Origin of the sequence: Paraburkholderia xenovorans LB400, from assembly GCF_000013645.1 — a bacterium.
Lineage (GTDB): Bacteria > Pseudomonadota > Gammaproteobacteria > Burkholderiales > Burkholderiaceae > Paraburkholderia > Paraburkholderia xenovorans.
In genome coordinates this window covers 1,179,038-1,200,876 of the sequence record NC_007951.1, presented here as the reverse complement: position 1 = coordinate 1,200,876, position 21,839 = coordinate 1,179,038, and the positions used below count along the sequence as shown (strand labels likewise).

The 21,839-nt window shown below is 63.5% G+C and carries 20 protein-coding genes; 11 read left to right on the top strand and 9 right to left on the bottom strand.

The features are described from left to right. Window positions 1-24: 24 nt before the first annotated feature. Together BXE_RS05225 and BXE_RS05220 are read right to left on the bottom strand one after the other, a co-directional pair. On the bottom strand, window positions 25-294 hold the full coding sequence (locus BXE_RS05225; protein ID WP_011487346.1) for a hypothetical protein: 270 nt from the start codon (window positions 292-294) through the stop codon (window positions 25-27). A 56-nt stretch (window positions 295-350) separates the two neighbouring features. Next, window positions 351-668, bottom strand: a complete 318-nt coding sequence (locus BXE_RS05220; protein WP_011487345.1) for a DUF883 family protein — start codon at window positions 666-668, stop codon at window positions 351-353. A gap of 389 nt (window positions 669-1,057) precedes the next feature. On the opposite strand from BXE_RS05220, the gene BXE_RS05215 reads away from it, so the two are divergent. From BXE_RS05215 to BXE_RS05205, 3 genes are all read left to right on the top strand, one after another. Further along, complete coding sequence (locus BXE_RS05215; protein WP_011487344.1) at window positions 1,058-2,116, top strand: sigma-54 interaction domain-containing protein; 1,059 nt, start codon at window positions 1,058-1,060, stop codon at window positions 2,114-2,116. Window positions 2,117-2,450: 334 nt separating this feature from the next. Continuing rightward, on the top strand, window positions 2,451-3,029 hold the full coding sequence (locus tag BXE_RS05210) for a hypothetical protein (RefSeq protein ID WP_011487343.1): 579 nt from the start codon (window positions 2,451-2,453) through the stop codon (window positions 3,027-3,029). Continuing rightward, window positions 3,026-3,637 carry a hypothetical protein gene (locus tag BXE_RS05205; protein WP_011487342.1) on the top strand — a complete coding sequence of 204 codons (612 nt, stop codon included), beginning with the start codon at window positions 3,026-3,028 and terminating at the stop codon, window positions 3,635-3,637. The genes BXE_RS05210 and BXE_RS05205 overlap by 4 nt, the downstream gene beginning before the upstream one ends. A 102-nt stretch (window positions 3,638-3,739) precedes the next feature. Here the strand turns inward: BXE_RS05205 and BXE_RS05200 are convergent, their stop codons facing one another. Together BXE_RS05200 and BXE_RS05195 are read right to left on the bottom strand one after the other, a co-directional pair. Continuing rightward, window positions 3,740-5,086, bottom strand: a complete 1,347-nt coding sequence (locus tag BXE_RS05200) for an ABC transporter ATP-binding protein (protein ID WP_007175810.1) — start codon at window positions 5,084-5,086, stop codon at window positions 3,740-3,742. A 19-nt stretch (window positions 5,087-5,105) separates the two neighbouring features. Next, the gene (locus BXE_RS05195) at window positions 5,106-6,857 is read right to left on the bottom strand and encodes an ABC transporter permease (protein WP_011487341.1); all 1,752 of its coding nucleotides are present in this window, start codon (window positions 6,855-6,857) and stop codon (window positions 5,106-5,108) included. A 705-nt stretch (window positions 6,858-7,562) separates the two neighbouring features. Here BXE_RS05195 and BXE_RS05190 point away from each other — a divergent pair. Beyond that, entirely contained in the window at window positions 7,563-9,254 is a 1,692-nt protein-coding gene (locus BXE_RS05190) for a sensor domain-containing diguanylate cyclase (protein ID WP_011487340.1), read from the top strand. 169 nt (window positions 9,255-9,423) lie between these two features. Then, window positions 9,424-9,690, top strand: a complete 267-nt coding sequence (locus BXE_RS05185) for a double-stranded DNA-specific endonuclease (protein ID WP_038458190.1) — start codon at window positions 9,424-9,426, stop codon at window positions 9,688-9,690. Window positions 9,691-9,782: 92 nt separating this feature from the next. Here BXE_RS05185 and BXE_RS05180 read toward each other — a convergent pair whose 3' ends face one another. Next, window positions 9,783-11,102 carry an ATP-binding protein gene (locus BXE_RS05180; protein ID WP_011487338.1) on the bottom strand — a complete coding sequence of 440 codons (1,320 nt, stop codon included), beginning with the start codon at window positions 11,100-11,102 and terminating at the stop codon, window positions 9,783-9,785. After that, the gene (locus tag BXE_RS05175) at window positions 11,086-11,811 is read right to left on the bottom strand and encodes a response regulator (RefSeq protein WP_007175815.1); all 726 of its coding nucleotides are present in this window, start codon (window positions 11,809-11,811) and stop codon (window positions 11,086-11,088) included. Before BXE_RS05175 ends, BXE_RS05180 begins: the two co-directional genes overlap by 17 nt. 220 nt (window positions 11,812-12,031) lie before the next feature. Between BXE_RS05175 and BXE_RS05170 the strand changes: the two genes are divergently transcribed. Then, complete coding sequence (locus BXE_RS05170) at window positions 12,032-12,559, top strand: periplasmic heavy metal sensor (protein ID WP_011487337.1); 528 nt, start codon at window positions 12,032-12,034, stop codon at window positions 12,557-12,559. A 169-nt stretch (window positions 12,560-12,728) separates the two neighbouring features. On the opposite strand, the gene BXE_RS05165 is transcribed toward BXE_RS05170, so the two are convergent. Next, the gene (locus BXE_RS05165; protein WP_011487336.1) at window positions 12,729-13,439 is read right to left on the bottom strand and encodes a pirin family protein; all 711 of its coding nucleotides are present in this window, start codon (window positions 13,437-13,439) and stop codon (window positions 12,729-12,731) included. Window positions 13,440-14,137: 698 nt separating this feature from the next. On the opposite strand from BXE_RS05165, the gene BXE_RS05160 reads away from it, so the two are divergent. The 4 genes from BXE_RS05160 to BXE_RS05145 all read left to right on the top strand — a co-directional run bounded on the left by BXE_RS05160 (window position 14,138) and on the right by BXE_RS05145 (window position 18,105). Next, window positions 14,138-14,827, top strand: coding sequence for an ABC transporter permease (locus BXE_RS05160; protein WP_011487334.1), 690 nt, complete (start codon window positions 14,138-14,140; stop codon window positions 14,825-14,827). Further along, window positions 14,824-15,537: an ABC transporter permease gene (locus BXE_RS05155; protein ID WP_007175819.1), complete on the top strand. Its 714-nt coding sequence runs from the start codon at window positions 14,824-14,826 to the stop codon at window positions 15,535-15,537. The genes BXE_RS05160 and BXE_RS05155 overlap by 4 nt, the downstream gene beginning before the upstream one ends. Before the next feature lie 46 nt (window positions 15,538-15,583). Beyond that, a complete protein-coding gene (locus BXE_RS05150) occupies window positions 15,584-16,363 on the top strand; it encodes an ABC transporter ATP-binding protein (RefSeq protein WP_011487333.1) in 780 nt (259 codons plus the stop codon). A 590-nt stretch (window positions 16,364-16,953) separates the two neighbouring features. Continuing rightward, window positions 16,954-18,105, top strand: a complete 1,152-nt coding sequence (locus BXE_RS05145; protein ID WP_011487332.1) for a porin — start codon at window positions 16,954-16,956, stop codon at window positions 18,103-18,105. A gap of 259 nt (window positions 18,106-18,364) precedes the next feature. Here BXE_RS05145 and BXE_RS05140 read toward each other — a convergent pair whose 3' ends face one another. Together BXE_RS05140 and BXE_RS05135 are read right to left on the bottom strand one after the other, a co-directional pair. Further along, window positions 18,365-18,703, bottom strand: a complete 339-nt coding sequence (locus tag BXE_RS05140; RefSeq protein ID WP_007175822.1) for a P-II family nitrogen regulator — start codon at window positions 18,701-18,703, stop codon at window positions 18,365-18,367. Between the two features lie 136 nt (window positions 18,704-18,839). Beyond that, window positions 18,840-20,528: an NAD+ synthase gene (locus BXE_RS05135; protein WP_011487331.1), complete on the bottom strand. Its 1,689-nt coding sequence runs from the start codon at window positions 20,526-20,528 to the stop codon at window positions 18,840-18,842. A gap of 133 nt (window positions 20,529-20,661) precedes the next feature. Here BXE_RS05135 and BXE_RS05130 point away from each other — a divergent pair, with 133 nt between their 5' ends. Next, the gene (locus BXE_RS05130) at window positions 20,662-21,831 is read left to right on the top strand and encodes a GNAT family N-acetyltransferase (protein WP_011487330.1); all 1,170 of its coding nucleotides are present in this window, start codon (window positions 20,662-20,664) and stop codon (window positions 21,829-21,831) included. Window positions 21,832-21,839: the final 8 nt, after the last annotated feature.

Genomic DNA, 21,839 nt, shown 5'->3' with positions numbered 1-21,839 from the left:
TAATAACGCCGTCCGGCAAACCGCTCAACTGCGCGGAAACGGCCATGCACCGCCATTGCCGTTCGGATAGGCGGAGCCGTTGGCGCCGGGGGTGCCCGGGCTTACTTCCGCTGCCGGCGCGGCACTCGCCGCCGGTGTGGACGGGGTCGCCACCGTGCCGCCCTCGTTTTCCCAACGGCTCAATTCTCGCGCCGCGGGAACTTGAGCGGCGCGGCTGCGCTGCACGTAACGGATGGCCAGAAAGCCGCCGAGCGCCATCAGCGCGCCGAAAATGCCGATCTTGGGTCGTGCCATCGTGAACTCCTTGTCTTCATGAAGCGGATTGATCGCGGAACGCGCATGAGCGCGCATCAGCGCGCGGTCAGCATGCCGAGCACGAAGCCGACGCCCGCCGCGATGGCGACCGAGCGCCACGGATTGTGCCGCACATAGCGCTCCGTATTGACCGCGGCTGTGCGGTAACGCCGCTGCGCATTCTGCTGCGCGTCGCCAAGCGCCGACTGCAGGGTTTCGACATGCGTACCCAGCTTGTCGCGCAGCGCGCCGACGCCCTCGCCCGGCACGTTGGCGGCAAGCCGCAGCATTTCTTCCGAGTCCTTCAGCAGCACCCGCAGGTCTTCGACAATCTTCTGGCCGCCGAGTGCGAGCTGTTGCGTGGTGTCAGTCATCATTCACTCCTGGTCTGAGTTCGGCGTTCGCGTGTGTTTTCCGGCGAATCTGCGCATTCTGCGAATCGATACGAATCGATGCGAATCGGCGAGCGTGGTTGCCGCCATCGCGAAGCAAGAAGTGAATCGCGCGGAAAAGCAAACGCGTGTCGGATCGGAGTCGCAAACGCCGTGCCCGGTAACTTCGCCCTCTGAATGAAGAACGACCGCGACGCCAGGCACTTTCGACCGACCGCATAGGAATGTATCCCGACAACGCTGACATCGTTTGCCGAAAACGGTGTCCAAGTGGTTAAATCAATCTTTGAGAGATAGCGGCTTGACTGGTTTATCTCGTTCCCAGGCCTGCGCGCCGCAACAACGAACTCATTTGCACAGGACCCCCGTTTATGGCGTCAATCGACCTGGACTCGCCCACCGTCTCCACCGGCGGCCATGCTTCGGCACTGGCGAAGCAGCGCGTCGCGGACGGCATCGCGGGACTGAAATCGTACGGTCTGCTGTACGGCTCGTCGCCGGTGATGCTCGATCTGTACGAGCAGATCGAACGCGTCGCCAGCACCGACGCGACCGCGCTGATCATCGGCGAATCCGGCACGGGCAAGGAGCTGATCGCCCGCACGATTCACGATAAAAGCAGCCGCCGGGACGCACCGTTCGTCGCCGTGAACTGCGGCGCGATTCCCGACGAACTCATCGAAGCCGAACTGTTCGGCCACGAGAAAGGCAGTTTCACGGGCGCGGTCCAGGGCCGCATCGGCTACTTCGAACACGCGAACGGCGGCACGCTGTTCCTCGACGAAATCACCGAAATGGCGCCGGTGCGTCAGGTCAAACTTCTGCGCGCGCTCGAAACCGGCACGTTCTACCGGGTAGGCGGCACCGACCTGATCAGCGGCAACGTGCGCGTGATCGCCGCGACCAATCGCGACCCGGCGGTGGCGGTCAAGGAAAACGGTTTGCGTGAAGACCTCATGTACCGGCTCGCGGTTTTCCCGCTGCGCGCGCCGCCGCTGCGCGAGCGCGAGAATGATCGCGAACTGCTCGCGCAGCATTTCCTCGCGTTGCTCAATCAGCAGGAAGGCACGAGCAAAAGCTTCAGCAAAAGATCGATCGAAACGCTGCGCACCTGGTCGTGGCCGGGCAACGTGCGCGAGTTGAAGAACGCGGTGTATCGCGCGTTCATTCTCGCGGAGAAGACGGTGGAGCTGCCGCATCCGCATCTTGCGTCGCGCGTGAAAAAGCCCATGACGCAGGGCGATGCGATGAGCGTATGGATCGGCACGCCGCTCGCCGATGCGCAAAAACAGATCATTCTCGGCACGCTCAAATATTGTGGCGGCGACAAACGGCGTGCGGCCAAAGCCCTCGGCGTGAGTCTCAAGACGCTGTACAACCGCCTGAGCGCATACGGCGACGAAAGCGCGGAAGAAGAAGCCGAGCAATGAGTTCATGACGTGGCGCTCACGTGGCGCAATTGCGTGAGCGTCACGCGAGCGCCTGAGTCATGTACCGGCCGCCGGTTGCAAAAGACCCGCGCTACGCGCTCCGGACCTCGCCTCAAATCCCTTCGCACCACCAATCAAAATCGGCGAGCGCCCACCAGAAACCGATTTGTCTCGCACCATCTTTTGCAATTGCTTGCATTTTCCCTCTGCCAATTACAAATAGCATGCTGCAAAATGCGGCACACGTATTGCTGGGTGGGGAACGCGTGTCACTCGTTCATACAGTGGCTCTCGAGCGCGAACGAAAGGCACTTGCAGGAGCAGAGACAGGGAAATGCAAAAAAGTATGGTGTGGGCCGAATGGACCAAACGAACCGCCGCGCGTGGACATGCCCATGCAACGGCGCTCGTTGCTCTCGTCGTGGCCATCTCGTCGGCGTTGAGCGGCTGTAGCTCGCTCTATTCGGAAGGCGCCACGGCCGGGGCCGGTATCGCGGGCGCCGCGCTCGCGGCGAAGGTCACGAGCAACGCAGCGGTCGCCACCGGCATCGGTCTCGGCGCGGTGGCCGCCGCGCGTGCCGGCGTGCAGTACTCGGAGCGCGTGGTCCACAAGAATACGCAGGACGGCATCGCGAAGATTGCCGGACCGCTGGACGTAGGCGCCGTTGCGCCGTGGAGCGTGACCCACTCGGTGCCGATCGAAGACGACGAACATGGCCGCGTCACCGTCAGCCGCACGATCAGCGCGGGCGCGCTCGACTGCAAGGAAATCGTCTTCTCCGTCGATCAGACGGCCACCAAGAACGTGCCGGCCAGCAGCGCGTTTTACGTCGCGTCGATCTGCCGTGACGGCGACAACTGGAAATGGGCATCGGCCGAACCGGCCACCGAACGTTGGGGCGCGTTGCAATGACGGCGCGCTCACCTACGGCCGACCTCACGGCGCGCCGCCCTCGCCTCGCTGCTCGGTCCGCTGCTCGGTCCGCTGCCTGGTCCGCTGTGTGGTCCGGCAAGCGACTGCGTCTGCGGCTCGTGCTGGCCGGGGCGCTGTGCGTCGGCGCGAGCATCCTGACGAGCGGCTGCTCGTCGGTCGGCGCGGCGAGCGGCGCGGCGGCTGGTGTCGCGTCCGGTCTGGTGACGTCCAATCCGGCCATCGGCATCGGTGTCGGCATTGCCGTGCAGGCCGCGACAGACGAAGCCGTCGGCCACTATATGCGCACCATGCACACCGATCAGCAGAACATGATCGCCGCGTTGGCGGGCGCCATGCCGGTCGGCGAAACCCGGCCGTGGGCGGTCAAGCACACGCTGCCGATCGAAAACGGTCACGGCCAGGTGCGCGTGACGCGCGCGTTCGGTTCGGCGCTCGCGCTCTGCAAGGAGTTCGTGTTCTCGGTGCAGGACGGCGACGGCCCGAACGCGCATGAGGACTGGTACACGGCGAGCGCGTGCCAGCAGGACAAGGGCTGGAAGTGGGCGTCCGCGGAACCGGCCGTTGCACGCTGGGGCAATCTGCAATAAGCGCGCGGCAATGAAAAAACGGCAGGGTCTCCCTTGCCGTTTTTTGCTTCGCTTCAGCGCCGAGCGCCTCGATGGTTACTCAGGCTGGCTACGCAAGCGCGCTCAAGACTCCACGTCTTCCAGACTGAAGATTTCGGTCTGGTCGTTGTACGAGAAGATCTCGCCATAACGGCCCCAGTTGATGACCGCGTCGAGCGTCTCTTCGGCAGCGCTGTCGGACAGAAAATCCTCCAGTTCCTGCTCGAAGCGCACGCGCGGCGCGCGATGCCCCGGCCGCTCGTTGAGCACCTTCTTGATTCGCGCGGCGAGCGGCACGTGCCGCAGCAGATGCTCGGCGAACATCATCTTGCGTTCCTGCGTGCCGAACTCGGCAAACACGCGTGCCGGCGGCGTCAGGAAAATATCGCCTTCGCGCACGTCGGCGAAACCGAGATGCTGCAGCACTTCAGCCACCGGGAACAGATCGTCCACCTCCAGATGCAGCGAACGGGCGATTTCCGGCATGTCGGCGCGGCCGTGGTACGGCGCCGCCGCCAGCGTCTCGATCAGACCGGCCATCAGGTTGGTCGACACATGCGGCAGCCAGCTGTGCAGCTCGAGCCCCTTCTTGGTCTTTTCGTCGGTCTGGCGCGCGGTCATCTTCGCGTAGATCTCGTCCACCAGCCGGCGGAACGCCGGATCCAGGCGATTGCGCGGATGCTTGAACGGCACCTTGATCTCGGCGATCACGCGCCCCGGATTCGACGACAGCACCAGAATCCGGTCGCACATGAACACCGCTTCCTCGATGTTGTGCGTGACGATTAGCACCGCCTTGATCGGCATGCGGCCTTGCGTCCACAGATCGAGCAGGTCGGTACGCAGCGTTTCGGCGGTCAGCACGTCGAGCGCGGAGAACGGCTCGTCCATCAGCAGCAGCGTGGGGTCGACCACCAGCGCGCGCGCAAAGCCCACGCGCTGGCGCATGCCGCCCGACAGTTCGCGCGGATAGGCGTTCTCGAAACCGTCCAGACCGATCAGGTCAATCGCGGCGAGCGCGCGCGTGCGCCGCTCGCTGGCGCCGACGCCCTGCGCTTCGAGGCCCGCTTCCACGTTCTGCAGCACGGTCAGCCACGGGAACAGCGCGAAGGTCTGGAATACCATCGCGACGCCCTTGGCGGGGCCGTCGAGCGGCTTGCCCATATACGTGACTTCGCCGTCGGTCGGCTCGATCAGACCGGCAATGATACGCAGCAGCGTGGACTTGCCCGAGCCCGAACGGCCCAGCAGCCCGACAATCTCGCCTTCGCGCAGCGACAGGTTCGCGTCGTCGAGAACGAGCAGTTCGCCCTGCGACTTGTTGAAACCGCGGCACACGTCCTTGACGCGCAGGATCTCTTCGCCGAGGCGCGGCGGCTTCGGCGGCGTCTGGATCGGCGCGGCGGTCATAGCAGCTTTAGGATTTTGCATCGCGTTTTGCCTTTATTACTCAATCGAGCCGGAGCTTGGCTTCGGCGTAGGCGTACATCGGACGCCACAGCAGACGGTTGAACAGGGTCACGAACAGGGACATCACGGCGATGCCCACAATGATCTTCGGATAATCGCCCGCCGCGGTGGACTGGGCAATGTAAGCGCCCAACCCATGCGCGGCCACTTTGGTGTCGCCCCACTGCACGAATTCGGCGACGATGCTCGCATTCCACGCGCCGCCCGACGCGGTGATCGCGCCCGTGACGTAATACGGGAAAATGCCCGGCAGGATCGCCTGACGCCACCATTGCCAGCCGCGGATATGGAAGTTCTTGGCCGCCTCGCGATAGTCGTTCGGATACGACGTCGCGCCGGCAATCACGTTGAACAGGATATACCACTGAGTGCCGAGCACGATCAGCGGCGACAGCCAGATGTCCGGGTTCAGATGGAAACGCACGATCGCGATCACGAACACCGGGAACAGCAGATTGGCCGGGAACGCGGCGAGAAACTGCGCGAGCGGCTGGATCTTCTCGGCGAGCGCCGGGCGCAAGCCGATCAGCACCCCAACCGGCACCCACACCACTGAGGCCAGCGCGATCAGCACCACCACCCGCAGCAGCGTGATGAGCCCGAGCACGAACACGTGCCAGACTTCGTCCAGCGAGACGCCGGTGCGCACGTACATGAAGACGCGGTACACCACGTAGACGGTCGTGACCAGCACCAGCGCGGCCCACACGATATCGCCGACGCGCGAACTCTTCTGCATCTGCGGGATCTGGAAGCGCGGACCCTGGAAGGCCGGCAGCCGCAGCGGCACGCGCGCGGCCTTGGCGAACATCCAGCCGAGCGGCACCAGCAGCCGATGGATCAGGCGCGTGCGGCGAATCAGATCGAGCAGCCACGATTCCGGCGCGTCGCCCGAACTGGTGTTTTCCATGCGGAATTTGTCGGCCCACGCCACGAGCGGGCGGAACAGCAACTGGTCGTACGCGAGAATCACGATCGTCATGGCGAGAATCACCCAGCCGATCGCGTGCAGGTTCTTGTCCGAGATCGCCTGCGCCAGATATGCGCCGATCCCAGGCAGGATGATCGTCCGGTTGCCGACCGTGATCGCTTCGGACGCCACCACGAAGAACCAGCCGCCCGACATCGACATCATCATGTTCCAGATGAGGCCCGGCATCGAGAACGGGACTTCCAGTTTCCAGAAGCGCTGCCACGAAGTCAGATGAAAGCCGCGCGAGACTTCGTCCAGATCGCGCGGCACCGTGCGCAGCGACTGGTAGAAGCTGAACGTCATGTTCCACGCCTGGCTCGTGAAGATCGCGAAGATCGCCGCCAGTTCGGCGCCGAGCACGCGGCCGGGAAACAGCGCGAGGAAGAACGTGACCGTAAACGAAATGTAGCCGAGCACCGGCACCGACTGCAGGATGTCCAGAATCGGCACCAGCACGAGGCCGGCGCGGCGGCTCTTGGCCGCCAGCGTGCCGTACGCCAGCGTGAAGACCAGCGAGGCGACCATCGCCGCCAGCATGCGCAGCGTGGTGCGCATGGCGTACTCGGGCAGATTCGCCGGATCGAGGGAGATGGCTTGAGTCTTGAGCGTCGACATGGGCGCCAAGGTCTCGTGAAAGCCGATCGCCGCCATCGCGATCAGGCAGATGATCAGCGGAAAGGCGACGAAGTCCCAGCGGTTGGGCAACACCCGCCATGCCGACGCATTGGCGGTGCGCTTGAGGTTGAAGCTGAAATCCATCAGATGCCCTCCCCGTCGAGCCAGCTGTTCGAAAAGGAGGCCGCGGCTGCGGCGCGGCGGTCTGAAGATCGGTCCGGAAAGCGGAAATCAGGCATGGCAAAACGCGTGGGCGCGGTAAATCGTTAGCGTTGGAGACACGTGGACCGGTGAAGGATGGGACCGCGGGCGAGGCCGCCCAGGACCACAACCTTCAAGCCGGACTCCTGTCGCCGCAGGCGCCGCCCGTAGGGCTGGCGGGCTTTCCTTGTTTTGGACGGCACGACACTACACCATCCTATGTTTCAGGCACAACCTTTCGCGGCAAATAGCGGCAAATAACGGGGAACGCCCGGCTCACGCCGTTGCGGCCGTGCGTAGCCTTCGCGCGGCTGGCCATTCATCGTCGCGTGCGGACCACGGCTTCGGCGAGCGCGGCCGCGACCCGGAATCACGCCGGGGCAACCCGGAAAACCCGTACAGCCATCAAGAAACCGACCGGTCCGCCGTTAAGAACCTGATGGGCGCAATACGCGGGCTTCGCATTCCCGCAATAACGATGGCGTCAGGCCCCATGACGGTTAAAATCAGGAGACGGCGCCTGCCGTCGATTTATCCCGGGCCACAGCGGCGGCGTATTGCCGGGCGCTTGCGCAGGGGCGAACCAGCGCCGGCGCGCTGCCACGAATGAGCTAGTTGCATGTCACAGCCAGACGGATCACAGAGTCGATGAACAGGACAACCTTGCGCCAGGCAACCGGGCCGGTCAGCTTCTTGCTGATCGTACTGGTTTGCTGGTTCGTGGCCGGCATGGTTGCGGACCGGATGGTACAGCAAGAGCTGGACGCGGCCCTGCGTGCGCAGCGGCAAATGTCCACGTCGATCGTCGACAACATGGCGGAGGTGATCGCCAGCGACCTCGCAATGTCTCGCGCCATCCCCGCGACCATGGCCGAAATGGACGTGGTCCAGCGTGCCCTGGTGCAATCTCAGAATTATGCCGTGAACAGCGAGGCGACGGAACCCGCCTTGCGTGCCGCGTTACTGAAAGACGCGAAGATGACCGCCGTGAGCAACTTCCTGCACGACGCGCAAGGTTTCTCCGGGCTCGACCAGATCTGGCTCGTCAATGCGAACGGCATCTGCGTCGCCTCGAGCAACGCCGCGAACAATCCGCTCGCGGCCGAGCGTTCTTTCGTCGGCACCGACATGCGCGTGCGCGGCTATCTGACCAACGCGCTGCTCGGCGCGTTCTCCGAAGCCTATGGCGTGGGCCGCACGAGCGGCGAGCCGGGCATCTTCATCGCCGCGCCGGCATATTCGGAGGGTCTGCTGGTCGGCGTGGTCGTCGCCAAGGTCGGGATCGCGCGGCTGCGCCACTGGGTCGCGCATGCCGGCACCTTCGTCACCGACGAGAACGGCGTCATCATCATGGCGCACAACAGCACGCTCGAAGGCCGTGCGCTGCCGAACTCACGCGCCATGCAGATGTCCCCCGCCGAGCGCAAGCTCATCTATCAGCGCGATACGTTTCCCGACATCCAGATCAGCGTCGATTCGCAAGTACGCGAGCAGGCGCCGTGGGTGCCGACCGCCGTGGCCGGACAACTGTTCGGCGTGTCCGAGCGCCCCGTGCCGTCGCTCTATCAGGCGCGCGGCGGCCTGAACTCGGGGCTGTCGGCGCACCTGATCGATCCGCTCGCCGCCTGGCCGGAACTGCTGCGCAATCACAAGCGCGATCATCTGCTGGTGTTCCTGACGCTGGCCGGCACGGTCGCGCTGGCGTGGGTGATCACCGTCTCGTATGTGCGCGAGCGGCGTCACCATCGCGCTACCCGCGATCTGGCCGAGCAACTGCAATCGGCCAACACGCTGCTGTCCGCGGAGGCCCGTCACGACGCGCTGACCGGTGCGCTGTCGCGGCGCTACTTCCTCGACCTGCTGCGCCGTGAGATCGAGCGCGCGCATCTGGGCAACGAACCGTTGTGCATGGCGATCGCCGACCTCGACCACTTCAAGCAGATCAACGACCGCTTCGGCCACGCTGCCGGCGACCGCGCGCTCGAACATTTCGTCGACACCTGCCGCGCCGAGTTGCGCGGCGCCGATGCGATCGGCCGGCTCGGCGGCGAAGAATTCGGGCTGCTGCTGCCGGCCACGGACCTGGCCGGCGGCCGCGAAGTCGTCGAGCGCCTGCGGCTGCGTCTGAAAGCGATGCCTTCGCCGAAGCTGCCCGCTTCCGTGGGCTTAAGCGTGAGCATCGGCATTACCGAACTCTCCGCCGACGACCTGCCCGAACGGATCATGAGCCGCGCCGACACCGCGCTTTACGCGGCGAAATCGGGCGGCCGCGACCGCACCGAAGCCCTGCCGCCCGACGACACCGCGCCGCCCGCCCGCACCGTGGCCAACGTCTGGTAACGCTCCCACCCGTGTCCCGATACGCGCGCAAGCTGAGCATGCCGCCGCGCACGCCGCATCGGCACGCACGCTGACGCAGCGCAAGACACGCCCTCGGGCATCCCGTAACGAAGCAGGTATGATCGACCCTGATATCAAGGTTGCCGCTACCGCTATTACGGAGATTCGCATGAAGGGAAATCTGGTCATCGTCTGTCGCGATCAGGATGCTGACGCGTTCGACCATCTGCTGGCTGAATACGGCGCGTTCCAGACGCGCCTGTCGTCCACCGCGTGGTATCTGAAACTGGAGGTGGCGCCAGAGCTGATTCAGGAAGAGATCCTGGCGCGTCTCGGCAAATACACCACGCATTACATTTTCGAAGCCGAAACGGTGACGTGGAATACCGTGGATAGCGACGCGGCGAATGCGCTGAATACGCTGTTTTCAGACTAGCGCGCCGCCCCCTGGCCACACCGCGCCGCTGGACCTTGCATCCGGATCTCGGCGCGCGGTGCAGGCTACAGGAGCCGGCGCCGCGCCCCCCATCATGACCAGGCGTTCTCCGAAGTGGCCGCGACCCGCGGCAACACGTCGAACGGAAAGCTCATCAAGACGCGCAAGCCACGCCCGCCGTGGTTGCCGATCTCCCACTCCCCACCCGCACGCCGCACCAGCCGCTCGACAATGGCGAGCCCGAGGCCGCTATGGCCATTGCCGCCGCGCGCCGGATCGAGCCGCACGAACGGCCGGCTGGCGTTGATCAGATCCTGCGCCGCGATGCCGCCGCCGCTGTCGCTCACCGACAAGGTGAAGCCTTGCGGAGTACGCGCCGTGGCGACGACGATGGGCGGCGCGCCGTACGCGTGCGCATTGTCGAGCAGGTTCGACAGAATCCGGTCGAGCGTGGCGGCCGGCAACAGGAACGCCGGCCCCGCGTTGAGTTCGGTCTGCACGGTCGGCGTGCCGGAAGCCACCGCGCGATAACTGCGCACCACCCGCTCGCACTGCGCATCCACTTCGACCGCTTCGCTGCGATCGGCGCCGTCGTGGGCGAACACCAGGAACTGGTCGACGATATGCGTCATGGAGTCGACGTCGCGCACCACGCCGTCGCGCATCTTCACTTCTTCCATCATCTCGGCGCGCAGCCTCAAACGCGCGAGCGGCGTTTTCAGATCGTGCGCGACACCCGCCAGCATCACGGCGCGGTCGTTCTCCGTGCGCGCCACTTCCTGGACCATCTGGTTGAACCCGTGTGTCAATTGACGCAACTCGCGCGGGCCGCGCTCAGGCACCGGCGGCACCGGCAGGCCGCGCCCGAAGCGCGCCACCGCCTGGGCGAGCGAGCGCAACGGCTGCTGGAGCGCCCACGCGGCAAAGAGCGCCGCCATGACCGCAAACGAGAAAATGATGGCGAGCCACAACACCGTGCGGTCGAGCGAGCGCGGCGTGCGCAACGGCTGCACCGGCACGACGATCCAGCTTCGATCCGACGTGGCGCGCACCCACAGCGTGGGCGGACGGCCGGGCAGGCCGACGCGCACCTGCGTGCCGGACGGCATGCGGTCGCGCACGTCTTCGACGAAACGCTCCATTGGCGGCGGCATGTCCGCTGTTTCCGGCGGCACTTCCGGGCTCGCCGGATCGACCAGCTTCACGCGTGACGGCAACGGCTGATCCGGCGTCCGCGCGACGTGCTGACGCACCGCGTCGACGAGGAAGGTGGCTTCTTCGACCGCGTAGCGCGTTTGCAGTTGACTGCGCTCGAGGCGCATGAGCGCGTACCACGCGAAATGCGACAGCAGCAATACCGCGACGACTAGCAGCGCCAGCCGCCCGAACAGCGAATCAATGGGCCGACGCATGCTGTTCGCCGTCTGGCACGAACACGTAGCCGCGGCCGCGCACGGTTTGAATGAAGCGCGGCGTGGACGGGTCGGTTTCGAGAATGCGGCGCAGACGCCAGACCTGTACGTCGATGCCGCGGTCGGTGCCGTCGTATTCCGGACCGTGCAGCAGTTCGAGCAGGCGCTCGCGCGTGAGTGTGCGCATGGGGTGATTGACGAAAATCTTCAGCAATGCGAATTCGCTGCCCGACAACGTGAGCGGCTTGTCTTCCAGATGCAGCGTGCGCGACTGGAAGTCCAGCGTGAAGCGGCCGAAATTGAACGGCTCGCGCTGCTCCGGCGCTGCCGCGGACGGCAGCGTGCGGCGGCGGCGCAGCACGGCCTGCACGCGCGCCAGCAACTCGCGCGGATTGAACGGCTTGCCGAGGTAGTCGTCCGCGCCTAGCTCCAATCCGACAATGCGGTCGACGTCGTCCGCACGCGCCGTGAGCATGATCACGGGGATGTCGTCGCCCGACGCGCGCAGCTTGCGCAGCGCCGTGAGCCCGTCGACGCCGGGCATCATCAGGTCGAGCACGATCAGATCCGGGCGCTCGCGTTCGAGCCGCCGTTCGAGCGAGCCCGCGTCGTGCAGCACCGAAACCTCGATCCCCTGGCGGGCCAGATAGTCGCGCAGCAGGTCGCGCAATTCGACGTCGTCGTCGACAACAAGTATTTGAGTAGCCATGAGATGAAGTTTAACGCGCAGCAGGAAGGGTTTTGGATTTCAAACCGGCCCCAAGGGTTACCGGGTGTTACGGTGAAAGCTGTGCGTAATCCGCCGTAACAGCCGCATCCTGCCACGTAACACAGCGAAGTGCGCAGTTCTCTACGCTGTGTCTTACCGAGTGCAGGCCGTCCACTTTAACCGGTTGCATCGTCGGCTATTCCATTACAGGGAGTCTCACATGTCCACCAAAAAGATGTCGCGCGTTCTCGCCGTTGCCGCCACTGCTCTCGCCATCGGCGCGGGCGCTGCCTATGCCGCACAACCCGCCGGGCACGGCGGCCCCGGCGGCTGGCACGGCCAGTTCATGAAGCAGCTGACGCAACTGCACGATCAGCTGAAGCTGAACGCGGATCAGGAAAAGCAGTGGCAAGCCGCGCTGGATACCATGAAGCAGAACCATGAGGCCATGCGCGCCAACCATGAGCAGATCAAGAACCAGTTCAAGGCCGCGCAGCAACAGCCGATCCTGGATCTGAACGCAATGGCCGCCGCACACCAGCAGGTCGAGCAGAAAGACGCGCAACTGCGTCAGCAAACCTCGGACGCCTGGCTCAAGTTCTACAACGGCCTGAACGACCAGCAGAAGACCACCGTCAGCACGGCGCTCAAGCAGCGCTTTGCGAAGATGGAGTCGCGCCACGAGAAGATGCGTGAGCGCTGGGAGCATCGCAAGGGCGCGGCGTCGGCGCCGGCTGCCAATCAGTAAGCGGCGCGGACAGGCAGCAGGCGGCTTGCGCGGCCACCTGCTTTGTCGGCGGATGCAAAAACGCCACGGAGGTTTCCTTCCGTGGCGTTTTTTTTGTTACGCGGCGTGCTCGTTGCGCGTTCAACCTTTCCTTCTGGAACAACGAAGCACGTCGCCGGCGAATTCCGGCCTAGCCGTTGAGTTGACCCAGATCGAACAGCAGCACTTCAGCGTTCTCACCCTTCTCCAGCGTCACCGTATCCGTGTCGCTGAGCCTCGCGGCGTCGCCCGCCTGGAGCGCCTCGCCGTTTACCGTCACCGCGCCGCGCGCTATGTGCACATAGGCGAGCCGTCCTTTGGGCAGCGCGAACGTGGCCGTTTCCGCGCCGTCGATCAGCGCCGCGTAAATCGACGCATCCGCATGGATCGTCACCGAGCCCTCGCGGCCATCGGGCGAAGCGACCACGCGCAGGCGGCCGCGCTTGTCGACGGCGTCGAAGCGTTTTTCCTCATAGCCCGGCTGGTCGCCCGCGCGTTGCGGAATCACCCAGATCTGCAGCAGATGCACGGGTTCATCCTGCGATGCGTTGAACTCGCTGTGCTGCACGCCCGTGCCGGCGCTCATGCGCTGCACGTCGCCGGGACGGATGGTCGAGCCGTTGCCCATGCTGTCACGGTGAGCCAGCGCGCCTTCGAGCACATACGTGACGATTTCCATATCGCGATGGCCATGTGTGCCGAAACCCTGGCCGCCGGCGATCCGGTCTTCGTTGATGACCCGCAGCGGACCGAAATGAACGTGCTGGGGATCGCGATAGTCGGCAAACGAAAAGCTGTGATACGAGTCGAGCCAGCCGTGGTTGGCGTGGCCGCGTTCGTGCGAGCGGCGAATCTCGAACATGATGGTGGGACTCCGGGGAATAAATAGCGATGCAGGCAATGTATGGGCACGGGTTGCGCAAGACAATCGGCACAGGCGCACCGGATCGTTTCATCAATCACCGCAATCGCCGCAATCACTGCACAAGCCCGCTTATGCGCCGGCCGGAACGCAGCCGCGTCGCGCCTGCACAACGTCTTCGCACGGCAGTTTGCCGCTGGAATCCCGCCGGACTGGCGCCTCGTCCGCGTTCGGGTAAAATACCGCCCTTTTCGAGATTGCCTGAGCGCCCAAGGCGCACCGGCAGCCTCGCCACGGCGGGGCGCGACGCAATAGCGGCGCATTTCAGCAAGGCGCCAGGCTGTGCCGATGCATCGAACGGAGCGCCTTGCACCGAAGCGGAAACCCCCAGCGGCGTGACAATTTTGACCGCCTAGAATAGCGACGGCCGGCTACCGGGCGCGGCCCGCCCAACCGGGGGCTCGCCCGCATGGGCTTTCGCGGGGCTTCGTAATACAGTCGGCAGTAGATTCACAAGCAGTTTCACGACAAGAGTCGAAAAGCGCGCTGCAGGACCGGCAACGGCCATGCAGTCATGATTTGCACAGCGGTGCGCTGTGCGCCGCAGATCACGGCGAGCCACAAGCTCGCGGCAAACGCGGCGCAGAGTTGGCCGCGTCTTTCGCGGTGTGTCGCAAACACATCGTCAAGGACCCCCTATGTTCCTTCAAGGCTACGGCCCGCTGCTTCTCAACGGCACCTGGCAAACCGTCAAACTGGCGGTGTTGTCGCTGGCGTTCGCTTTCGTGCTGGGCCTGCTCGGCGCGGCGGCGAAACTGTCGAAAAACCGTATCTCGAACGGCGTAGGCACCGTCTACACCACGCTCGTGCGCGGCGTGCCCGATCTGGTGCTGATGCTGCTGCTGTTCTATAGCATCCAGATCTGGCTGAACAACCTGACCGATCTGCTCGGCTGGGACCAGATCGACATCGATCCGTTCGTGGCCGGCGTCGCGGTGCTCGGCTTCATTTACGGCGCGTACTTCACCGAGACCTTCCGCGGCGCGTTTCTCGCCGTGCCGCGCGGCCAGCTCGAAGCCGGCGCGGCATACGGCATGACCGGCTGGCAGGTGTTCTCGCGCGTGATGTTCCCGCAGATGATGCGCTTCGCGCTGCCCGGCATCGGCAATAACTGGCAGGTGATGGTCAAGGCCACGGCGCTGGTGTCGATCATCGGCCTCGCGGACGTCGTCAAGGCCTCGCAGGACGCGGGCAAGGGCACGCTGCGGTTCTTCTTCTTCACCCTGTTCGCAGGGGCGATCTATCTCGTCATCACCACAGTGTCCAACTTCGTGCTGATGTACCTCGACAGGCGTTACTCGACCGGCGTGCGAAAGGCGGATCTATGATCGAGATCATTCAGGAATACTGGCGCAATTATCTTTATACCGACGGCTACCGCTTCACCGGACTCGCGATCACGCTGTGGCTGCTGGTGGTGTCGATCGGGCTCGGCTTCTGCCTGTCGATTCCGCTCGCGGTAGCGCGCGTGTCGAAGAAGAAGTGGCTTGCCGGTCTGGTGTGGCTGTATACGTACATCTTCCGCGGCACGCCGCTGTATGTGCAGTTGCTGCTCTGCTACACCGGCTTGTACAGCCTCGAGATCATTCGCAATCACGAACTCACCAACGCGTTCTTCCGCGACGGCATGCATTGCACGCTGCTCGCCTTCACGCTGAACACCTGCGCGTACACCACCGAGATTTTCGCCGGCGCGATCAGAGCCACGCCGTATGGCGAAATCGAAGCGGCGCGCGCTTATGGCATGTCGTCGTTCACGCTGTACCGGCGCGTGATTCTGCCGTCGGCATTGCGCCGCGCATTGCCCTACTACAGCAATGAAGTGATCCTGATGCTGCACGCCACTACCGTCGCGTTTACCGCGACCGTGCCGGACATCCTCAAGATCGCGCGCGACGTGAACTCCGCGACGTATCAGTCGTTCAATGCATTCGGCATCGCTGCCGTGCTCTATCTGTGCATCTCTTTCGCGCTCGTATGGCTGTTCCGCTGCGCCGAGCGCCGCTGGCTCGCTTACCTGCGGCCGCAAGGCAAGTAACCCGGGGCACCGCGCCCTCAGCAAGTAAGCACGCCCAAGGATCCTGATGAACACCAAGAAGCAGAAGCTCTTTGTCGACGAGCTTCACAAACAGTACGGCGACAACGAAGTTCTCAAAGGCGTGTCGCTCAAAGCCAACGCCGGAGACGTGATCAGCGTGATCGGCTCGTCCGGTTCGGGCAAGAGCACGATGCTTCGCTGCATCAACTTTCTCGAACAGCCGAACTCCGGGCGCATCTTCGTCGACGGTGAAGAAGTGCGCACGCAGATCGGCAAGAACGGCGCGCTGCGCGTGTCCGACCCGAAGCAGTTGCAGCGCGTGCGCACCCGGCTTTCGATGGTGTTTCAGCACTTCAACCTGTGGGCGCATATGAACGTGCTCGAGAACATCATCGAGGCGCCCGTCAACGTGCTGGGTCTGAAGCGCAAGGAAGCCGAAGAGCGCGCGCGTGAATATCTGGAAAAGGTCGGGCTCGCGCCGCGCCTCGAAAAGCAGTATCCGTCGCATCTGTCGGGCGGCCAGCAGCAGCGCGTGGCGATTGCCCGCGCGCTGGCCATGAACCCGGACGTGATGCTGTTCGACGAGCCGACTTCCGCGCTCGACCCGGAACTGGTCGGCGAAGTGCTGAAGGTCATGCAGAAGCTCGCCGAAGAAGGCCGCACGATGATAGTCGTCACGCATGAAATGGCATTCTCGCGCAACGTGTCGAACCACGTGATGTTTCTGCATCAAGGCCGGGTGGAAGAAGAAGGCCATCCCGACGAAGTATTCAGGAACACGAAGAGCGAACGGCTCAAGCAATTCCTCTCCGGCAGCCTCAAATAGAGAGCCGCTGACAACCCGCTATTTGGGCTGTAGTCGAAGCAGTATTACAAGGCGCTTACGAGCGCCTTTTTTGTTTCGGTCAACTGCACATTCCGCCGATTTTGGGCGCGAAATCCGTGCCCCTGCCGCCTCCAGGCCCCGCCTTTCCGCCCTACTCTGCCGCATCTTAAGCGTCAATAGTGGCAATCCTTAACGTTGCTTCCGCCGAACCGTGATTCCCTTGTCGCGTAAGGGTTTGCACGTTTTTTTACGATGTTGCGGCGGGCGGTCGCGCACATTCTTATTGCAATTTGGAGACATCAAACGAGGCAGGTACTAATTTCTTCTCCCACTGAAGGGTATTTTTGATAAATTAGTAACCAAAGTAGCAAAACAAAGTTGATTAAAAGTAGTTTCACTTCAAAGCACAGAGGAGAACCGGTCGGCGAGGGATCGGCATGGCGACCAGATAGCCTCAAGGCTACACGTCACGGCAGGAGACCCAATCCACCCGCTAATCTCCCTGGTACCGATTTCTGTTCGGCGCAGCTTGCGGCCGAGCACCATTCGCAGTACTGGGTTTCACTTTTTGACAGGGTATGGAGGAGAAGATGAAGAAAGCTTTGCTCGCCGCTGCGCTGATGACAGCCGGTGTTGTTGCGCACGCCCAAAGCAGCGTGACGCTGTACGGCCGCCTTGACGCCGGTATCGAATACATGACGGGCGTCCCGCAAGGCGTGGGTGCGAATGGTCAGGCAACTGGCAGCACGAACCGCTGGCGCGCGGAAAGCGGCGACTGGGGTACCAGCCTGTGGGGCTTGAAGGGCGTTGAGGACATCGGTGGCGGCAACAAGGTCCTGTTCCAGTTGGAAGGCTCCTTCAACACCATGACGGGTGCAGGCCCTGGCGGCGGCGGTCTCTTCAATCGTTGGGCAACTGTCGGCCTCTCGAACGACCAGTACGGTACGTTCACGATGGGCCGCATGCTGTTCATCTCGAACGGCGATTGGGACTTCGACCCGTTCGGTCAATCCAACTGGTCGTCGGCATCGCTGGTGCGTGGCCGCAACTGGCCGCAATCGAGCAACAACTTCGCGTACCAGTCGCCGAAGATCGCAGGCTTTGACTTCTACGGCCAATACGCGCTGTCGAATGCAACGAGCTGGAACGGTAACGGCACCACCCCGCAAGGTCGTGAAGCCGGCGCGCAGATCACCTACACGAACTCGCTGTTCCAGATTCGCGGCATGTATGACGAAATCCGCAATCCGACGAACGGTACCCTGTACGGCCCGAACGCAAGCGTCGTCAATGCGGGCAACATCGGCAGCGGCGTATTCGCGGCATCGCGTGAATACTCGGCTTTCGTGAACGTGTTCCTCGGCCAGTTCAAGATTCAGGGTGCTTACCAGGCTATCCGTTCGGCAGGTGCAACGGGCGTTCTGCCGGGCCAGCCGACCACGCTCGATCACGAATGGGGCGGTGTGACGTGGCAAGCAACGCCGGCTGCAGCGCTGATCGCAGCGGTCTACCACGTGAACGGCAACAATGGCGCGGGCAACGCGACGATCTACACGGTCGGCGGTTCGTACAACCTGTCCAAGCGCACGCTGCTGGACATCCAGGTCGCGACGACGCAAAACAGCAAGACGGCTAACTACGGCCTGAACGCGAACAACGCAGGTACGGCGACCAGCACGGACAACCCGCTGCCGGGTCATAGCCAGACTGGCGTGTACGCAGGTATTCAACACTCGTTCTAATCGAACGGTGGCCCCGAGGGGGAGTTCCTTCGGGGCGTAGTCACAAGTTCTTCAAAGAGAATCTTTTTCACGCTGCTGCGAGAGGCGCGTATCGGTGCGATGTCCGAAAGGGTATCGCACCGTTTTTTATTTGAGCGCGCGGTTTTGCCACTGCCCGGGCGCACCGCGGCGGTGCATTGACGGACCGCCTTGTGCAGCTGAGTTGCAGTCGGTAAATTGCGGCCCGCGCCCCCACTTCAGAACGACGAAGCCAGGTAGTTCAGACCGCTGCTTCGTTTTCTTCGCCGGTGCGAATGCGAATCACGCGCTCCACGTCCGCGACGAAAATCTTGCCGTCGCCGATCTTGCCCGTGCGGGCCGCGCCGATGATCGCGTCGATCACCTGGTCGCACTGGATATCCGCCACCACCACTTCGATCTTCACTTTCGGCAGAAAGTCGACCACGTACTCTGCACCACGATAGAGCTCGGTATGCCCCTTCTGCCGGCCGAAGCCCTTGACCTCGGTGACGGTCAACCCGGTGAGGCCGACTTCAGCGAGCGCCTCGCGCACTTCGTCGAGTTTGAACGGTTTGATGACTGCGGTGATGCGCTTCATGGCGGACCTCGTCTCGTGTCTGGAAGAGTGAAAGGGAAATGGATGATTTTTATTCTACGCCGCGCCGGATGCGTTGCGGCAATCCGGCGCGTGGTTCAGTTGAGTCCGCAGCGATTCGCTGCGGATGCGCCGCGGTTCACTCCACCGGTTCGGTGTAGCGCGACGTGATCGGATAACGCCAGTCGCGCCCGAATGCGCGATGCGTGACGCGAATGCCGATCGGCGCCTGACGCCGTTTGTACTCGTTGATCTTGATGAGGCGCGTGACGCGTTTGACGTCTTCGACCGCGTAGCCCGCCGCGATGATTTCGGCGAGCGAGCGGTCCTCTTCCATGTACATGCGCATGATCGCGTCGAGCACTTCGTACGGCGGCAAGCTGTCCTGATCGGTCTGGTTCTCGCGCAGTTCCGCCGACGGCGCGCGCGTCAGGATCCGTTCGGGAATGACGTCCTGCTTGCCGAAGGTCGTCGCCTGGTTGCGGTAATGGCACAGCCGGTAGACCAGCGTCTTCGCAATGTCCTTGATGACCGCGAAGCCGCCGGCCATGTCGCCGTACAACGTGCAGTAGCCCACGGCCATTTCGCTCTTGTTGCCGGTGGTCAACACGATCGAGCCGAACTTGTTCGAGAGCGCCATCAGCAAGGTGCCGCGAATGCGCGCCTGAATGTTTTCTTCGGTGGCGTCTTCGGCACGGCCGGCGAATTCCTGCGCGAGCGAGCTGCGGAACGCGTCGAACATCGGCGCGATCGCGATTTCGTCGTAGCGCACGCCGACGCGGCGCGCCATCTCGGCGGCGTCGGTGGTGGAAATGTCCGCGGTGTAGCGCGACGGCATCATCACCGCGCGCACGCGGTCAGCGCCGAGCGCGTCGCACGCGACGGCCAGCACCAGCGCCGAATCCACGCCGCCCGAGAGGCCGATCAGCGCGCCGGGGAAACCGTTCTTGTTGATGTAGTCGCGCACGCCCATGACGAGCGCCGCATAAACCTGAGCCTCGATCGAGAGATCCGGCGCGATCGCAGTGTGCAGCGGCTTGCCGTTTTCGAATTCGACGATCGCGGTCGCCTCTTCGAACTGCGCCATCTTGGCGACCAGTTCGCCCTCTGCGTCGAGCACGAACGAGCCGCCGTCGAACACGAGTTCGTCCTGCGCGCCGACCATGTTCACGTAGACCATCGGCAGGCCGGTCTCGCGAATCCGCGCGCGCAGAATGTCGAAGCGCACCGCTTCCTTGTTCAGGTGATACGGCGAGCCGTTCGGAATCAGCACGACTTGCGCGCCCGCTGCCTTCGCCATTTGCGCCGCCGACGCATGCCATGCGTCCTCGCAGATCACCACGCCGTACTTCACGCCGTCGAGCTCGAACACGAACGGCTGCGGGTCGGCCGCGAAGTAGCGCTTCTCGTCGAACACCTCGGTGTTGGGCAGATCCTGCTTGCGATACGTGCCGCGCACTTCACCATCCACGATCAGCGAAGCCGCATTGAACGTATCGACCGGCGGCACGCCGCGCTCGATCGGCGCGTTTGCATTACCATGACCGTGCGCCGCATCACGGAAAGGATGGCCGACGATCACATGCAGCCCGGCGAACGGTTTCAGTTGCAAAGCGAGGTCGGCCAGCGCCGCAGCGCTCGCGGCATAGAACGCGGGACGCAGCAGCAGATCTTCAGGCGGATAGCCGGAGAGCGCGAGTTCAGGCGCGATCAGCAGCTTCGCACCATCGTTGTGCGCGGCGCGCGCGGCGGCGACAATCTTGGCGACGTTGCCGGCGAAGTCGCCGACGGTGACATTGATTTGGGCAAGAGCGATTCGGGTCTTCATGGCAGGATCGACAGGCAAGCCGACGTGGCTTGCGAGTACCGCGGCTGGTTAGCTCGACGGAATGGACAAATCGGATAAACGATCGGCATAGCGCTCAACGCGCTGCGCCGCTCATTGGGAACAGTCACACAGATTGAACCAGGAACGCTTTGATTATCGCACGGGCATTCTGGCGTCGCCCTCCGAGGTGGACGCCGCTGAATGGAATGCCCTTCTCGCGCAGCAGCCGCAACCCACGCCGTTTCTGCGGCACGAGTTCCTGAGCGCCCTGCATGCGACCCGTTGCGCGGTCGCCGATACCGGCTGGGCGCCGCAATTCGTCACGCTGACGGACCCGCGCACGGACAAACTCGTGGCCGCCGCGCCGGTGTATCTGAAGGGACACTCGTACGGCGAGTACGTGTTCGACTGGGCCTGGGCCGACGCCTACAAGCGCAACGGTTTGCCGTATTACCCGAAGCTGCTGTGCGCGGTGCCGTTCACGCCAGTGCAAGGCAACCGGTTGTTGTCGGCGGATACGCATGCGCTCAGGCATCTGGCGGCCACGCTGATGGCGTTCGCCGAGCAGGCCGACGTGTCGTCGCTGCATGTGCTGTTTCCCACCGAAACGGAAGCGAACGCGCTCACCGAAATGGGCATGATGCAACGCGAAGGCGTGCAGTTCCATTGGCTCAACGACGGCTATCGCGACTTCGACGATTTCCTCTCCACGCTCGAACAGAAGAAGCGCAAGAACATTCGCGCCGAGCGGCGCAAAGTGCATGAAGCCGGCGTGACCATGCGCCGGATTCGCGGCGAAGACATTCAGGACGCGGACTGGCGTTTCTTCAGCAAGTGTTATCGGCAAACTTACCGCGAGCACTTTTCGAGTCCGTATCTGAACCTCGATTTCTTCCGCATGATCGGCGAGTCGATGCCGGAAAATCTGTTGCTCGTGATCGCCGAATACGAAGGCAAGCCGATCGCCAGCTCGCTCGTGGTGTATCAGCGCGACGCTAAAACCGGCGGCACGCTATACGGCCGCTATTGGGGCGCGCTCGAACACGTGCCGTGCCTGCACTTCGAAACCGCGTACTACCAGCCGCTCGAATTCTGCATCGAAGAAAAGCTCGGCGCGTTCGAAGGCGGCGCCCAGGGCGAACACAAGATGGCGCGCGGCTTCCTGCCCACGGTGACGCGCTCGGCGCACTGGCTCGCGCATCCTGCTTTCGCGGACGCAGTCGGCCATTTTCTCGACAACGAAAAGAACAGCATCCACGCGTATGTGGATGAACTGCGCGAACACAATCCGTTTAAAGGCTGAAGCGCACC

Bases quoted from the DNA above. Each gene is read 5' to 3' on its own strand.
- BXE_RS05185 (WP_038458190.1), top strand. From the start codon at position 9,424: ATGAAGGGAAATCTGGTCATCGTCTGTCGCGATCAGGATGCTGACGCG.
- BXE_RS05200 (WP_007175810.1), bottom strand. From the start codon at position 5,086: ATGCAAAATCCTAAAGCTGCTATGACCGCCGCGCCGATCCAGACGCCG.
- BXE_RS05220 (WP_011487345.1), bottom strand. From the start codon at position 668: ATGACTGACACCACGCAACAGCTCGCACTCGGCGGCCAGAAGATTGTC.
- BXE_RS05165 (WP_011487336.1), bottom strand. From the start codon at position 13,439: ATGTTCGAGATTCGCCGCTCGCACGAACGCGGCCACGCCAACCACGGC.
- BXE_RS05160 (WP_011487334.1), top strand. From the start codon at position 14,138: ATGTTCCTTCAAGGCTACGGCCCGCTGCTTCTCAACGGCACCTGGCAA.
- BXE_RS05155 (WP_007175819.1), top strand. From the start codon at position 14,824: ATGATCGAGATCATTCAGGAATACTGGCGCAATTATCTTTATACCGAC.
- BXE_RS05135 (WP_011487331.1), bottom strand. From the start codon at position 20,528: ATGAAGACCCGAATCGCTCTTGCCCAAATCAATGTCACCGTCGGCGAC.
- BXE_RS05210 (WP_011487343.1), top strand. From the start codon at position 2,451: ATGCAAAAAAGTATGGTGTGGGCCGAATGGACCAAACGAACCGCCGCG.
- BXE_RS05195 (WP_011487341.1), bottom strand. From the start codon at position 6,857: ATGGATTTCAGCTTCAACCTCAAGCGCACCGCCAATGCGTCGGCATGG.
- BXE_RS05170 (WP_011487337.1), top strand. From the start codon at position 12,032: ATGTCCACCAAAAAGATGTCGCGCGTTCTCGCCGTTGCCGCCACTGCT.
- BXE_RS05190 (WP_011487340.1), top strand. From the start codon at position 7,563: ATGAACAGGACAACCTTGCGCCAGGCAACCGGGCCGGTCAGCTTCTTG.
- BXE_RS05205 (WP_011487342.1), top strand. From the start codon at position 3,026: ATGACGGCGCGCTCACCTACGGCCGACCTCACGGCGCGCCGCCCTCGC.
- BXE_RS05215 (WP_011487344.1), top strand. From the start codon at position 1,058: ATGGCGTCAATCGACCTGGACTCGCCCACCGTCTCCACCGGCGGCCAT.
- BXE_RS05140 (WP_007175822.1), bottom strand. From the start codon at position 18,703: ATGAAGCGCATCACCGCAGTCATCAAACCGTTCAAACTCGACGAAGTG.
- BXE_RS05180 (WP_011487338.1), bottom strand. From the start codon at position 11,102: ATGCGTCGGCCCATTGATTCGCTGTTCGGGCGGCTGGCGCTGCTAGTC.
- BXE_RS05145 (WP_011487332.1), top strand. From the start codon at position 16,954: ATGAAGAAAGCTTTGCTCGCCGCTGCGCTGATGACAGCCGGTGTTGTT.
- BXE_RS05150 (WP_011487333.1), top strand. From the start codon at position 15,584: ATGAACACCAAGAAGCAGAAGCTCTTTGTCGACGAGCTTCACAAACAG.
- BXE_RS05225 (WP_011487346.1), bottom strand. From the start codon at position 294: ATGGCACGACCCAAGATCGGCATTTTCGGCGCGCTGATGGCGCTCGGC.
- BXE_RS05175 (WP_007175815.1), bottom strand. From the start codon at position 11,811: ATGGCTACTCAAATACTTGTTGTCGACGACGACGTCGAATTGCGCGAC.